This is a genomic window from Plantibacter elymi (nom. nud.), assembly GCF_900177795.1.
In the GTDB taxonomy this organism is placed as follows: Bacteria; Actinomycetota; Actinomycetes; order Actinomycetales; family Microbacteriaceae; genus Plantibacter; species Plantibacter elymi.
The window spans coordinates 562,222-576,244 of sequence record NZ_FXWJ01000003.1; the positions used below are offsets into that span (position 1 = coordinate 562,222).

At 69.3% G+C, this 14,023-nt stretch carries 15 protein-coding genes; 8 read left to right on the forward strand and 7 right to left on the reverse strand.

The window, feature by feature from the left end:
* Window positions 1-26 precede the first annotated feature (26 nt).
* A complete protein-coding gene (locus tag CCK91_RS12030) occupies window positions 27-1,535 on the forward strand; it encodes an ABC transporter substrate-binding protein (protein WP_086474196.1) in 1,509 nt (502 codons plus the stop codon).
* Window positions 1,536-1,549: 14 nt separating this feature from the next.
* Here the strand turns inward: CCK91_RS12030 and CCK91_RS12035 are convergent, their stop codons facing one another.
* On the reverse strand, window positions 1,550-2,179 hold the full coding sequence (locus tag CCK91_RS12035) for an isochorismatase family protein (RefSeq protein WP_086474197.1): 630 nt from the start codon (window positions 2,177-2,179) through the stop codon (window positions 1,550-1,552).
* A 93-nt stretch (window positions 2,180-2,272) separates the two neighbouring features.
* Here CCK91_RS12035 and CCK91_RS12040 point away from each other — a divergent pair, with 93 nt between their 5' ends.
* Window positions 2,273-3,388: a hypothetical protein gene (locus CCK91_RS12040; RefSeq protein WP_133059985.1), complete on the forward strand. Its 1,116-nt coding sequence runs from the start codon at window positions 2,273-2,275 to the stop codon at window positions 3,386-3,388.
* Here the strand turns inward: CCK91_RS12040 and CCK91_RS12045 are convergent.
* Window positions 3,369-3,980 carry a DUF998 domain-containing protein gene (locus tag CCK91_RS12045; RefSeq protein ID WP_086474199.1) on the reverse strand — a complete coding sequence of 204 codons (612 nt, stop codon included), beginning with the start codon at window positions 3,978-3,980 and terminating at the stop codon, window positions 3,369-3,371. The genes CCK91_RS12040 and CCK91_RS12045 overlap by 20 nt on opposite strands.
* Window positions 3,981-4,063: 83 nt before the next feature.
* On the opposite strand from CCK91_RS12045, the gene CCK91_RS12050 reads away from it, so the two are divergent.
* Window positions 4,064-4,426 carry a MerR family transcriptional regulator gene (locus tag CCK91_RS12050; RefSeq protein ID WP_086474200.1) on the forward strand — a complete coding sequence of 121 codons (363 nt, stop codon included), beginning with the start codon at window positions 4,064-4,066 and terminating at the stop codon, window positions 4,424-4,426.
* Window positions 4,427-4,512: 86 nt separating this feature from the next.
* Here CCK91_RS12050 and CCK91_RS19665 read toward each other — a convergent pair whose 3' ends face one another.
* Complete coding sequence (locus CCK91_RS19665; RefSeq protein WP_086474201.1) at window positions 4,513-5,031, reverse strand: hypothetical protein; 519 nt, start codon at window positions 5,029-5,031, stop codon at window positions 4,513-4,515.
* Between the two features lie 130 nt (window positions 5,032-5,161).
* Here CCK91_RS19665 and CCK91_RS12060 point away from each other — a divergent pair, with 130 nt between their 5' ends.
* Window positions 5,162-6,154: a hypothetical protein gene (locus CCK91_RS12060; RefSeq protein WP_086474202.1), complete on the forward strand. Its 993-nt coding sequence runs from the start codon at window positions 5,162-5,164 to the stop codon at window positions 6,152-6,154.
* Window positions 6,155-6,216: 62 nt separating this feature from the next.
* On the forward strand, window positions 6,217-6,771 hold the full coding sequence (locus CCK91_RS12065) for a GNAT family N-acetyltransferase (protein ID WP_242664526.1): 555 nt from the start codon (window positions 6,217-6,219) through the stop codon (window positions 6,769-6,771).
* Window positions 6,772-6,789: 18 nt separating this feature from the next.
* Here CCK91_RS12065 and CCK91_RS12070 read toward each other — a convergent pair whose 3' ends face one another.
* Window positions 6,790-7,464 (reverse strand): suppressor of fused domain protein, encoded by a 675-nt coding sequence (locus tag CCK91_RS12070; RefSeq protein ID WP_165767035.1) that lies wholly within the window; start codon window positions 7,462-7,464, stop codon window positions 6,790-6,792.
* A 167-nt stretch (window positions 7,465-7,631) separates the two neighbouring features.
* Here CCK91_RS12070 and CCK91_RS12075 point away from each other — a divergent pair, with 167 nt between their 5' ends.
* Window positions 7,632-8,639, forward strand: coding sequence for a hypothetical protein (locus CCK91_RS12075; RefSeq protein WP_086474205.1), 1,008 nt, complete (start codon window positions 7,632-7,634; stop codon window positions 8,637-8,639).
* 73 nt (window positions 8,640-8,712) lie between these two features.
* Here the strand turns inward: CCK91_RS12075 and CCK91_RS12080 are convergent, their stop codons facing one another.
* Window positions 8,713-9,681, reverse strand: a complete 969-nt coding sequence (locus CCK91_RS12080) for an aldo/keto reductase (protein WP_086474206.1) — start codon at window positions 9,679-9,681, stop codon at window positions 8,713-8,715.
* Between the two features lie 17 nt (window positions 9,682-9,698).
* On the reverse strand, window positions 9,699-10,568 hold the full coding sequence (locus CCK91_RS12085; RefSeq protein ID WP_369821896.1) for a helix-turn-helix transcriptional regulator: 870 nt from the start codon (window positions 10,566-10,568) through the stop codon (window positions 9,699-9,701).
* Between the two features lie 173 nt (window positions 10,569-10,741).
* Between CCK91_RS12085 and CCK91_RS12090 the strand changes: the two genes are divergently transcribed.
* Window positions 10,742-12,166, forward strand: coding sequence for an MFS transporter (locus tag CCK91_RS12090; RefSeq protein WP_086474207.1), 1,425 nt, complete (start codon window positions 10,742-10,744; stop codon window positions 12,164-12,166).
* A gap of 22 nt (window positions 12,167-12,188) precedes the next feature.
* Here the strand turns inward: CCK91_RS12090 and CCK91_RS12095 are convergent, their stop codons facing one another.
* Complete coding sequence (locus CCK91_RS12095; protein WP_086474208.1) at window positions 12,189-12,695, reverse strand: DUF6301 family protein; 507 nt, start codon at window positions 12,693-12,695, stop codon at window positions 12,189-12,191.
* 240 nt (window positions 12,696-12,935) lie between these two features.
* On the opposite strand from CCK91_RS12095, the gene CCK91_RS12100 reads away from it, so the two are divergent.
* Window positions 12,936-13,922 (forward strand): hypothetical protein, encoded by a 987-nt coding sequence (locus tag CCK91_RS12100; protein WP_086474209.1) that lies wholly within the window; start codon window positions 12,936-12,938, stop codon window positions 13,920-13,922.
* Window positions 13,923-14,023: the final 101 nt, after the last annotated feature.

A 14,023-nucleotide genomic window follows, 5' to 3' on the forward strand; every position in this document is an offset into this window, starting at 1 on the left:
TGCCGGGATCCGCGAGAATGTTCCCCATGCCCCGTCACCGACTGCGTCGTCACCTACTCACCGCCGTGATCGCGGCCACCGGTTCCTTCCTCGTCCTCTCCGGCTGCGCGGGCCCCGCCACGACACCGGCCGCGGACACCGACGCGACACTCCGCGTGGGCCTCGTCCTCGAGCCGTCGGACTTGAACATCCGGACGACCTCCGGCGTCGCACTCGAGCAGGTCCTCATCGACAACGTCTACCAGGGGCTGGTCTCGCGCACGACGGACAACGAGATCGTCGACACCCTCGCCGAGCGCCACGAGGTCAGTGCCGACGGGCTCACCTACACCTTCGTCCTTCGCGACGGTGTGACCTTCCACGACGGCGCTTCACTCACCGCCACCGACGTGGTCGACTCGCTCACGCAGGTGCAGCAGAACGCGGCGTTCGTCGACCACCTCGACCTGGAGCAGCTGCAGACCGTCACGGCGGTCGACGACCGGACCGTCCGGCTGCAGCTCAGCTCCCCCGACTCCGACCTGCTGTGGGCGCTGACGGGTCGTGCGGGGCTCGTCCTCCAGGCCGGGGCGGACAACGACCTGTCGACGACGGCGAACGGCACCGGGCCGTTCACGCTCGCGTCGTGGAAGCAGGGCGACAGCATCACCGTCGAGCGGAACGACGACTACTGGGGTGACGCTCCGAAGGTGAAGGAGGTCGTCTTCAGCTACATCCCCGATGCGTCCTCGGCCGTCAACGCGACCCTCGCGGGCGAGGTCGACGTGCAGATCGGTCTCGACGCGAACCTGCGGGACCAGGTCGAGCGTGCCGACGGCCTGACGATCGTCGAGGGGAAGACGACCGACAAGTACACCCTCGCCTTCAACAACCAGCGCGCACCGCTCGACGACCCCCTCGTCCGCCAGGCGCTCCGCACGGCGATCGACCACTCCGCCATCGTCGAAGCGGTCGGTGGCGCCGCGGCCCTGCAGTACGGACCGATCCCGGAGCTCGACCCCGGCTACGAGGACCTCAGTGACGTCGTGAGCTACGACCCGGAAGCGGCGAAGGCGCTCCTCGCCCAGGCCGGCCAGGAGGACCTCGCACTCACGCTCACCGTCCCGAACCACTACGGCACCGCCGCCGCCAACGTCCTGGTGTCGCAGTTCAAGGCCATCGGCGTCACCCTCACGGTCGACAGCGTCGAGTTCCCCACGTGGTTGAACGACGTCTACACGAACCACGACTACGACCTCAGTCTCGTGAACCACGTCGAGGCACGCGACGTCCGGCACTGGGCGGACCCGGACTACTACTTCGGCTACGACAACCCGACGGTGCAGTCGTTGGTCGCCGAGGCGAGGGCTGCGACCGACCCCGAGGTCGCGGACGAACGACTCCGCGAAGCCGCAGCGCTGGTCTCGAAGGACCACGCCGCAGACTGGCTCTACACCGGGATCACCCTCACCGTCGTGCGCGACGGGGTCACCGGCTTCCCCACCGACTTCGTCAGCGAGCACCTCGACCTCAGGGACGTCGCCGTCACCGACTGATCGGTGGCGGGAGGCTACCCGCGACCCGCACCGCGCGTGGCGGAGGACACCAGGTCGTCCTTCGGCAGCGCCGTGCCGTCCGTGAGGACCTGCGTCCAGGACGCGGTCGTCGCGACCGCGGCGAAGTTCGAATCGAGCAGCGCCATGAGGGTCGTGTGGACCGTCTTCGCGTCGACGAACCCGGCCGCGTTCTCGAGGTTGATCGCGCCGGTCGCGTCGGAGAGCACCTCCACCTGGATACCGAGTTCCTCGGCGCCCGCCGCGGACGCGATGACGCAGTTGTTCGTCATGTACCCGACGAGCGTGACGGTGTCGACGCCCTGCTCGCGCAGCCACGCCTCGAGCTCGGTCCCGGCGAAGACCGAACCGTACTGCTTCACGACGCCCTTCCAGGACGGCTGCACCCGGCGGGCGACCTCGGGGTGCAGCTCGAACGCGCTCGTGTCAGGGTCGAAGACCGGGGCCCCGCTGCCGGATGAGTGCTGGACGACCACGACGGGCACCCCGGCCGTGGTCGCCGCATCGATGGCGTCCGCGATCCGCGAGATCGACTCGTCGCGCGGCGGGTACTGGATCGCGAGCGGACCGGCGAAGTACTCCTGCTGGACGTCGATCAGGATCAGGGCGCGACGGGTCGTGGTCACAAAGAACTCCTCGGTTCGGTGATGGCATCGGCACGACACCGCTTCCATCCTCCCTCGGAAGCGGACGACGCGCGCCACCGATAGTCTCGGCGCATGGGGATCAGGGGTGCGGGGATGCGGTCGGTCGGGATCAGTGCGGGACTCGCCGTGATGGTGGTGCTGTCAGCGTCGGCGTGCGGATCGTCCGCGACGCCGAACGCGTCGCCGACCTCCGATGCACCGAGCACCCCGGCGTCGGCCGACCTCCTCGCGTGCAGCGACCTCGCATCGCTCGACACCGTCGCCGGCGTCCTCGCCGCTGAACCGACGGACGTCGTCGAGGCCGTCCAACCGTCCGACGCCGTGGATCTGGCGGTCCTCACCGCGGCCGGCGGGCTCGCATGCTCCTGGCGGGTGGGCACCGGTCAGCAGATGATCGGCGACGGAGCGGGTGACTGGGCCTACCTCTCGATCGAGATCCTGCCGGGTGCTGCCGACGACTGGGCACCGCCCTACGCCGGCGACACACCGTCCGAGGACACGAGGACGATCGCCGGTGTCGAGGCGACGACCGCGTCGGGCGAGACCGGGTGGCGCGTGTCCGCTCCCGTCGGCTCGGCCTGGGTCGAGTTGTCGATCACCGCCTCCGGACTGACGTCCACCGGCAGCCGGTTCGACGGCACGCCGGCGGGCGAGGTCCTCGACAACCTCGCCTCGGCGGCGGAGACCACCTTCTCGACGGTGGAGCCCGCCTCCGAGGCTCAGCTCGCCTGGCCTGCGCTCGCGCCACGCGAAGGCGACGCGACCTGCGACGGCGGGCTGGACGAGGCCGGGATCGCTTCCGCGCTGCAATATGGCGAGGCCACCACCACCTACACCGTCATCGATCCGCGGGCCCAGCCGATCGGCGATCTGGAGGATGCGGCGAGCGCCCGTGTCGGTGCGTTCAGCTGCGAACTCTTCGCAGAGGGCTTCGGGTACACCGACATCCTGGTCGTGCGCGACGGCGCGACGATCATCGACGAGCTGGCAGCCCAGCCCGACATGGCGGCGGCGCTCGAGCCGGTCACCCTCGAGGGCGCGGTCGACGGCGAATCGGCACTCGTCGCGCGCCGCACGGACGGTCCGCGGTCGCCGCTCTACCTCATCGTCGGTGAGACGTTCTACGCCGTCAGCTCCGGTGACGGCGCGCAGACGGTCGCTGAGGCGATCATCGCCCAGACCCGGTAGCGGCGAGACCGACGCTCGCGATAAGCGGCGCGACCGTCACCACGAGGATGAACGCGCGCTCGGCTAAGCCAAAGGTGTGCGGACGAAGCGCCTGGACCAGGAGTGAGACCACGAGGGCGGCGAGCGCGACGGCGGCGATCGGATCGAGGACGCCCAGGACGGCGCCCGGCGCTCCACCGAGCAGGCGTCCGAGCGGGCCGATGGTCGAGTACCCGAGGGTGAACCAGGCGACGGCGAACAGGAGGTGCACCCTCCCGCCCGCTGTCGTCGAGGAACCAGTCCGATCCGTCGGCACGAACGGCATCGCCGCCAGCAGACCCCCGAGCACGAGGAGCCAGCCGCCGACACCGAGCCGACTCTCGCCGAGGGACGCGTCCGTCAACACGCCCATGCCCAGTGCCGCCCAGGCGGCAGCCGCGCTCCAGGAGGATACGGTCGCAAGGGTCCGCGTGGTGCGCGAGTCGGCGACCGCGTAGTCGCTCACGGTGTCGCGGACGGGGTGGACCCCGCCGGGCACGACATGGAGGGCGATCAGCAGCAGCAGTCGACATCCGAACAGGACGGAGGCGAGGACGAAGATCGGTTGAGACATGATGACCCTTCAGGACGTTGTGGAACGGGCTTCCGTCCATGAGGCTAGAGATTCAAGTCACTTGAAGGTCAAGGAGGGTTCCGGTGAGGATCGGTGAGCTGGCGAGACGGACCGGTCTGGCGACGTCCGCGATCCGTTTCTACGAGCAGCGCGACATGTTCAGCCCCGGGCAGGTCGAACGGCGAGCGAACGGGTATCGCGACTACGGGCCGAGCGCCGTGCGGCGTCTGGAACTGATCCAGGCGGGTCGAGCGGCCGGCTTCTCGCTCGACGAGATGCGGGATCGCATGCGCGACTGGGACACCATGCCCGTCTCGCAGCGCGTGGACCTGCTGCGGGAGCAGCTCGAGGTCATCGAGGAGCGGATGCAGGAACTCTCTCGCGGCCGCGAGACGGTGCGGGCCGCGATCGCCGGGTTGTCGGAGTCTGATCGGAGCTCGGTGTGAGAGTGGTCGCCGAGGCGATCACCGCGCAGACGTGGTGACGGCGGCAGCGTCGGCAGGCGGTGTCGCCCGTCAGGGCAGGAACCGGCTCACTCTCCGCCGGTGTCGAAGCCGCAGGTCTGGATGGTCCAGGCGATGAACGCCTGGTAGTCCGGGTCGGTCGCGGCGCTCTGCACGGCCTGCGACTCGGTGAACCTCGGGTCGAGCCCGACGTCGGAGACGAGGCTGTCGGCCGGGAACTCGGCGAGGATCGCGGCGGTCTCCTCAGCGGCGGTGGCGAAGACCTCGGCGCCGGCTGCGACCTCGGCGCTCACGTCGTCCGGCGGGAGGAGGTCGCGGATCGTCGTGACCTGCGCCTGCACGGCTTCGAGGTCCTCGCCGACGGTGCCCGACTTCGCGGTCGCCGCCGCGCGGTTGGCCGCGCAGAACGTCGTGTAGTCGGCGGGCCCGTCCGCGGCATCGGCGGTCGCCGTGGCTGTCGGGGTCGACGACGGCGCCGCGGAGTCGCGGTCCCCGCTGGACGGTGCAGAGCATCCCGCGAGGAGGCCGGCGACGAGGAGGCCGGAGCCCCAGACGAGGGCGAGTCGGCTGCGGTGCGGTGCGGTCATGGACGAGGTCCCCTTCAACGATCTGCGAGTCGGCGCCACCCATGTTGCCGCACCTGTGGGCCGTCCGAAAGGTCCCCGGCGCAGGCGGACCCTCGGGCCCTGGCGCCGGGAGAGGCGTCAGACTGTATCCATGAGCGCCAACGTGAACCCACTCCCCGGCGATGAACCGGAGCCTCGACGGACCTCCGGCGTCCTGCTCGCGGTCGCCATCGGGCTCACGATCGTGTCGGTGATCGTCATGGTCGCCGGGTTCGGGGACTTCATCGCCGACCGGGCTGGGACGGGTGGGTCCAGAGCGTGGTTGTTCCTCGCGGTCGCGGCGACGCCCGCCGCATGGTGGCGGTTCGCTGTCGCACGCAGCGCCGAGCGCGAGTACCGGTCGAGGCAGGCCGCCCGGCAAGCGCAGTGGGTGCCTGGTGGGCCGATGCAGCCGCAGCAGACGTGGTCGGCGGCGGTTCAGGGCGGGCCGCCGACCAACACGCCGACCCTCGGCGTGGTTCGCACGCGTCGGCACCGCACCTGGGTGGCACCGCTCGTGACCATCCCCGTCATCATCGTCGCCGCGGTGCTCCTCATCGTCGCCCTGCGATCGGTGGACGCCCCCAGGGAGGCCATCCGTGCGGTCACGTTCACGATGATCGTCGGTGTCATCCTCACCCTCGGTGTCCTGGTCCTCGGGATCGTCCGGTTCTTCCGTGCCCCGCCGAAACCCCGGGTGACGCGCGCGCCCCGCGCACCCCGTCCGCCCCGGATGCAGGGGTTCTACGACGAGCTGTCCTCGGAGGACGCGAAGCGCCGGGGCCTCACCGCCGAGGAGTACGGCGTCTACAAGGGCGACGTGGGCAGTATCGTCCAACCCGTCAATTCGGCGGGTGGTCTGTTGTTCATCGCGCTCCTCTTGACCGTGCTCAACGTGTTCATCCTCGTCCTCATCGGTGTCGGGATCGCCCAGGCCAACGGCCTCCTCGCGAGCAACCCGGACGACCACCCGCTCGGTCCGGTGGAGTGGTTCTTCCTCGGATTCGAGATGCTCTTCACCCCGATCGCGTGGCGGTACTACGTCGTCGAGCGGCGGGCCCAGAAGCTGCGGATCTCGCGCGGTCTTCCACCGACGCTGCGCTGACCGACCTGCGCCGGTAACGGCTCAGCGGCGCTCCAGAGCGTGATCTCGTATCGTTGATCGACGTGAGTACCTCCCTTCCCACGACGTTCCCGCTATCCACCGACCGACTCGTCCTTCGCCTGCACGAACCGTCGGACGTCTCCTGGTTGCTCACGGTCTACGGACGGCCGGACGTCGCCACCTATCTCCTCGACGAGCCGTGGACGGAGGAGGTCGCACGGACGAAGAGTGCCGAGCGGCTTCAGCGCACCGGCCTGGACAGCCCGGCGCGTGCGCTCGCACTCATCGTCGAGCATGAGGGTGCACCCGTGGGCGAGGTCCTGCTCTGGTACACCGACCATGAGCGGGGCGTCGCCGAGATCGGCTGGGTCCTCGACCCGGCGCACGGCGGCAAGGGGTTCGCGAGCGAGGCCGTCGGTGCGGTCCTGGACCTCGCGTTCAGCACGCCCGGGATGTACCGGGTCGCCGCTCAGCTGGATGGCCGGAACACGGCGTCGGCGCGGCTCGCGGAGCGGGTCGGCATGCGGCACGAGGCCCACCTCCGGCAGAACTGGTGGAGCAAGGGCGAGTGGACCGACACAGTCGTCTTCGGTCTGTTGGCGAGCGACTGCGGCTGAGGCCGATGGCCTGACGGCTCAGCGGCGCTCCGGGTCGATGGTCAGCAGCGGGTCGTCGGCCGCCAGACGCTCCAGTACCTCGTCCGTCGTCGACCGCTTCGCCTCCTCGACATCGGTGTCGGTCAGCGCGACGGCCTGCCAGAAGGCGACCCGGCCGTTCGGCGTCTCGATGGGCACGACCTTCGGGTCGGCGGTGACGGCGAGGGTGGTGAGCGCGCCGTCGGGATCATCGGTCACGCCGTCGGCGAGCCGGATCCGGTCCCCCAGCCACAGTTCCTGCGGCCCGCTGCGCACGTACTGCGCGAGGACGATCAGCGCACGGTACGGCCACTGGGGCGGCGTCTCGTCCGCCGGAGACCGGCGCACGCGCATCGTGAGCTCGTACCCGAAGCCGCTGGTCGTCGGATCGTCGGAGTCCTTGCCCCACAGCTCGGTGAGCCCGTAGGTGACGTAGAACCAGTGGTCGGGGCCCGGCAATGCCGAACACCCCTGCAGAGCGGACCCGAAGTGCAGTCCCGGCGAGTAGGCGACATGGAACTCGCGGGCACCCGGGTAGTGCTGCGACACCGCCTGCGTGACGGCGTCCCATCCACGCTCATCGAGGTCGTCGAGGTCTTCAGCCTTGGCGGGCTCCGGCTCGCTCGCGGCGGGTGACATCGGTGGCTGCTGGGATTTGCGTCGGAAGAAGCCCATGCGACGAGTGTAGACATCGGTCGTCGACGGACGGCCGGCGGTCATCGACCGTTCCCGCGGCTGTCTTGCCGTGAGCGTGCGAGCGATACCCATCGAGCCTCGACGGCCAAGGCTGCGGGAGGACTAGAGTGCTGGCGAAACGGTAGGCGCGACGATGCGGAGGACCGATGAATTCCGAGACCTTCGTGCTGCTCGCCGTATCCGTGCTGGTCGCCGGGTCGTGCGCCCTGTTGTTCGTCGTCGACAGCCGTCGGTCGCTCTCCGGGCGGTACATCAACCTCTGGCTCACCGCCTCGATGCTCGCCGTCCTGTGCACCGCTTCCTACCTCGCCGCGACGGGGCTGGGGCATCCGCCCCTGGTCGTGGCGTTGGGGAACGGCGCCATGGTCGGCGCTGTCGGATTCGTCTGGCTGGGCTGCCAGGCGTTCAACGGCCGACGGATCCGGTTCTGGCTGGTCGTCACGGTGGTGCTGATCGTCATGATCCTGACGTTCCTGCCCGAGTCCCGAGGTCCGAACTGGGCGGGGGTCGTCCCGAAACTGCTGAGCCTGAGCCTCTTCGCCGTGCTGACCGCTGTCGAATCGCGGAGGGGTCTCTTCGGGTCGTTCCGAGTGAGCTGGGCGATGACCATCGTGCACGCACTTCACGGGTCCTACAGCGGTGCGCGGGCCGTCATCTTCGGTCTCCAGGGTCCCCGTGGCGGTGTGTTCGAGCGGTATTTCAACACCGAGATCACGACGGTGATCAACCTGGTGTTCGTCGTCGTCACCACGTTGGTCCTGGTGTTCCTGCGAATCGAAGAGCTCTCCAGCCGGCGGGCGAGCGGAGGACCCGGTTGCTTCACGACGGTCCGTCGGCTCTGGGCACTCCATCGTGACCACCCGGGTTCCGTGGTCCACTCCATCGAGATCGTCGATCTGACCGTGGTCAAAGACGCCTACGGCGTGGCGCACGCGAACGATCTCGTGAGTCGGCTGATCGACAGTGTCGTCCAGTCGAGTCCGGGTGCCCAAGCCGTTGCCAGCACCCGCCGAGGCACCGTCCTGCTCCTGCTGCCTGACGGACACGGCAGCGTGGAGGCGAAGGTCGACGCCGCGATCGAGGACGCCTACTGGAAGCAGTCGGTTGCGCTTGTCGACGGGTACGCGAGCACCCTGCGGATCACGACGCTCTGAGCGGCACCGCCGCAGTCGACCAGACGGGATCAGCTGATGCCCCCCCCTCCCCGGCGCCCGGGCCGAGCGGCGCTCACCACCAGAAGGGCGCTTGCGTCACGTACGGGGATTCGAGCCTGGCGACCTCGTCGTCCGTCAGCTGCACGTCCAGCGCGGCGGCGGCATCAGTGAGGTGTGCCGGTTTGGTGGCGCCGATGATGGGAGCTGCGACCGTCGGGTTCCGCAAGACCCAGGCCAGTGCGACCTGCGCCATCGGGATGCCTCGCTCGACCGCGATCTCCTCGACGGCGTCGATGATCGGGCCGTCGGCGTCCGTGTCGAACGCCTTCGCCACCTCGTCGACGTTCGAGCGGTCCGTGGCTGCGCCGCGCGGCCGCGCCAGTCGTCCTTTACCGTTCGGCGAGTACGGCGTGAGGCCGACGCCGGTGTCCGCACACATCGGGATCATCTCCCGTTCCTCTTCGCGTTTCAGCAGGTTGTACTGGTTCTCCATCGCGACGAAGGGCGTCAGCCCGCCCACCGCTGCGGCCGTCTGCAGCTTCGCGAACTGCCAGGCGCACATGGAGGAGGCACCGAGGTAGCGCACCTTCCCCGCCCGGACGATGTCGTCGAGCGCCTGCATCGTCTCCTCGACCGGCGTCTCCTCGTCGAAACGGTGGACGTAGTACACGTCGATGTGGTCGGTCCCGAGTCGTCGCAACGACGCGTCGACCTGTTCGAGGATGGCCGTTCGGGAGAGTCCCGATCCCCCGGGCCCGTCATGCATCCTCCCCGAGACCTTCGTCGCGAGGACGATGTCCTCACGGCGGCTGAACCGCGTGATCGCGCGTCCGACGTACTCCTCGCCGCTGCCCTGTTGGTAGACGTTCGCGGTGTCCCAGAACGTGAACCCCAGCTCGACCGCCTGTCGGAAGAACGGCGCGGACGCCGCTTCGTCCAGGGTCCAACGGTGGAGTCCGCGGTTCGGATCGCCGTAGGTCATGCAGCCGAGTGCGAGGCGGCTGACGCGGAGCCCGGTCGCTCCGAGGCGGGTGTACTCCATGCTTGGTGCTCCTTGGGTCAGTGGTGGGGCGAGGCGTGTTCGGAGGTGGCCGCCCAGCTGGCGAGGAGTTTGAGTGACTCCTCGCTCGGCGAGCCGGGTTCGGCGCTGTAGATCAGGAAGTTCAGGCCGGGCTGGTCCATCGGCTCCATCGCCTCGTAGATCATGCGGAGCTCGCCGACGACCGGGTGATGGAACACCTTCTCGCCGGACGTGTGATGGCGGACGTTGTGCGCGCCCCAACGGACGCGGAACTCCTCGCTGCGCGTGGACAACTCACCCACCAGGTCCTGCAGTGCCCGGTCGTGCGGGTTGCGCCCCGCCTCGGTGCGAAGGATCGCGACGTTGATATCGGCCGAGGTCGACCAGCTCGGATAGAACGCCTCCGCGAGGTCGCGGTGCAGGAACACGAACCGAGCCAGGTTCACCGGGCGCTCGGGGAGCGCGTAGAGGTCGGCGTACAGCGCGCGGAAGAGCGCGTTCTCGGCGAGGACGTCCATCCGGCCGTTCCGGACGAACGCCGGGCCCGCGGTGATGGAGTCGAGGGCGAGCTGCATACCGGGCCGCACGCCGGCCGGCGCAGACCGTCGGCGGGCCCGGATCGGCGATTCGTTCGCCGCCCGAGCGAGGTCCATGAGGTGGGAGCGCTCCGCGTCGTCCAACCGCAGTGCGGTGCCGATCGCGTCGAGGACCGCCTCCGACACCCCCGAGAGGTTCCCGCGCTCGAGACGCGAATAGTACTCGACGCTCACCCCGGCGAGCATGGCGACCTCGGTGCGACGCAGCCCCGGCACGCGTCGGTTCGTTCCGCCAGGCAGCTCCACCTGCTCGGGCGTGAGTCGGTCCCGACGGGTCGTCAGGAACTCGCGCACCTCGTCTCGATTGTCCATGCCGACAACGATATGACGCGGCCTCGGGGGCTGGGGTGTTCCTGCAGGACACCCATCCCCGCCCTCGTGGAGGCCGTCCGGGCAGGCAGGCAGCGTCTCCCGTGCTCGGGCCGCCCTGAGACGTGCCCTGGCGGAGTATCCCTGCTTCGTCGCCGGTGGTGTGTGATCGAGGGATGCAGATCGACCATGGGAACGCGGCAGCACACCGGGTGTCATCACCGACCTCGGACGACGGCCTCGACGACCGCGAAGACCGGAAGCCGCGACAACGCCTGACGCTGCTCTTGGCTGCGCTCGGGTTCTTCCTGATCACCCTCGACATCCTCATCGTCACCATCGCGCTCACCAGCATCGCGCGAGACCTCGGCGGAACGACGGCATCGCTGCAGTGGGTGATCGACGCCTACACCGTGCTGTTCGCGGCCCTCCTGCTCCTCGCCGGCAACCTCTCGGAGCGGTTCGGCGCGAAGCGGGCGTTCGGCGTCGGCGTCGCCGCCTTCCTCGTCACGTCGATCGCGTGTGCGGTGGCCCCGTCGATCGGTGTGCTCATCGCCGCTCGAGCCTTGCAGGGCGCCGGTGCGGCGTTGATGCTGCCGGCGTCCATGGCGCTCATCCGTGAGGCGTTCCCCGGTGGTCGCGAGCGCGCTCGCGCGCTGGGCGTCTGGGCGGTCGGCGGCGCGGTCGCCACCGCGCTCGGGCCGGTCCTCGGCGGCGCGTTGACGACCATCGACTGGCGACTGGTGTTCGCGATCAACCTGCCCGTCTGCATCATGATGCTCCTGCTGCTCCGGACGGTCGCGTCGTCCCCTTCACGGCCCGAGCCGTTCGACTGGGCCGGACAGTTCGTCTGGCTCATCGCATCGACGGCGCTGGTGTTCGGACTCATCGAGGGCGGGTCGGACGGGTTCGGCAGTCCCGTCGTGGTCGCAAGCCTCGGCGTCGCGCTGGTCGGCATTGTTGGCTTCCTCGTCATCCAGGCCAGGGGCGCGCACCCGATGATGCCGTTGGATCTGTTCCGATCGAGCGGCATGCGCATCGCCCTCGCCGTCGGCTTCGCGTTCATGATGAGCAACTTCGGGACGGTGTTCGTCCTGAGTCTGTTCCTACAGCAGCAGCTCCAGCTGCCGCCGCTGCTCGCGGGCCTGGTGTTCCTCCCGTCGGCCCTCTTCGCCGTCGTCGGCAACATCGTCAGTGGCACCATCGCCAACCGGTTCGGGGTGCGCGTCCCGATCGTGGCGGGGTTGCTCCTCATGGTGGTCGGCCTCGTCGGCACCGTCGCCACCGCGCACCTGGGGTCGCCGATCTGGGTGGGTGTCTTCGCATGCTTCACCGCCGCGGGAGGCTCCGTGGCGATGCCGCCGGTGACCTCCGTGGTCCTCGCCAGCGTTCCGGCGTCGCGCGCCGGCACCGCGAGTGCGGTCTTCAACACCTTCCGCCAACTCGGCGGTGCGGTCGCCATCGCGGTCTTCGGGGCGCTCCTCACCGGCTCGAGGGGCTTCATCGCCGGGCTGCAACTCAGCCTCGTCATCGCCGCGGGGCTCATCCTCCTCACCGCGATCGCGAGCGTGTTCATCAGGCCGGCGGACGGGTCGTCATGACGCCGCAGTCGACCTGACGGGTTCAGTCAGTGTCGTCATCGATGCCCGGCGTGCGGCCGGGGTCGATGCCCAGCCGCTCCTCGGCCCGCTCCACGTCGGCGAACCGCTGCCCTTCGACGACGAGCAGCACCTTCTTGGGCACCGTCTTGAGCCAGATCCTGCCGCCGTTCGCCAGTTCCCAGTGAGGGTCTCCGCCCTGGGATCCGGCGGGCTGACCAAGGTGCCCCCTCAGCGCCGACTGCAGCGCCTGAGCGGCACTCCGCAGCGCGCCGGGGTCGTCGCTCTTGTCGGAGACAGCGATCACGACCTGGGCGATCGCTTCAGCTGCGACGAGCGAACGAACGGTCGGCAGGTTCACCGGATACCCGGAACGGTGTTGGACACCGCTCGACGTCTCCAGTTTGAGCTGCCACCCGAGACGCTCCGCGAGTGCCGTGAAGTCGTCGCGACCGAGCGGCCACGACACCGACGTGAAGGCTTCGCAGACTGCATCGATCTGTGCGTCCGTAGCTCTGGCGAGTGCATCCATCCGGTCATCCTACGGCTGACTCCGCACCGGCTTCGGCGGCGGACGAGGAGCCTCCCGAAAACCAGAACAGCCACTGACCTGGGTGTTCCAGGGCAACAGCCGGGTGAAGCTGATGGAGCCGCCCAAGGGAGATGACGCTCGGACGAGCACGAGGTCATCGCTGGATGTGCGAACGGTCGGGTCGGTGGATGGGGAGCGGTCCCCATATGCCCGGCCGTGCGGGATCACTAGCGTGTGGACATGAGGAAACGCACAGCACTCGTCGGCGTGCTCGCCATCGCCGTCTCGCTCACGGGATGTGCACGGGGGATCGACACGGACGATTCCGGGAGCACCGCGCTGGTCGAGGAGTTCTTCGCCCACCTCGAAGCGGGCGAGGCCACTAAGGCTGCAGCGTTGACCACGATCGACTTCCCCGACGAGTTCATCGACGACGACTTCTACCGCGCATCCGACGCCCTGCCGACCGACGCACGCATCGTCGAGACCACGGGCTACGACGCCGGGCGATTCACCGCGACCGTCGAGTACACCTTCGACGGCGCCGAAGCCCCCGGCAAGCTCGAACTCGTGGTGTATCGCGAGGACGGGGAGCTCCAGATCACCGGCTGGCGAGGCGACACCCCGATCACGATCGGCGGCATCGAGTCGGCTGCGACGGTGACGGTGAACGACCAGCTGGAGTACCCGCTCGCCGAGGACGACGCTGAACTGCAGCTCCTCCCCGGCGCGTACGGCGTGAGCTACGACGATCCGACCGGCCTGACGAAGCTCCTCGGCACGGAGGACGCGTTCACCGCCTATGTCCCAAACCTCGGGGGCGACGAGGGCCAGGCCGACTTCAGCTTCTCGCCGGCGTTCACGCCGGATGTCGAACCGGGACTCGCCGCCGCCGTCGAGGGCTTGCAAGCGGCCTGCGCAGCCGAGCGATTCGTCGGGCCGTCCTGCCCGGCGGAGCTGACCGCGTCGCTGTCAGAACCCCTCGGCGAGGCCGTGACCGCGCAGTGGTTCCGCGAGCCGGGACCCGCGTTCACCCTGATCGACGGCGAGTACCACGCGACGTCGACCTTCCGCATCCGCTTCTCCGACGATGAGCTCCCCATCACGACCGTCTCCTACACCGGTGTGCTGACCCGCGACCCGGCCGGCGCGGTCACCTTCACCCCCGAGCCGTCGAGCAGTTCGGCACCGACCGCGGGCGGGGACGTCGATGAACCGCTCGGCTGAGGCCAGTTCGGGCAGACCACCGACAACGACACCGCGGCAGCCGTCGCCGCGTTCGTCTACGCCTTCACCTCGCAGAACCACCCCGGCTACGACGGCGCCAT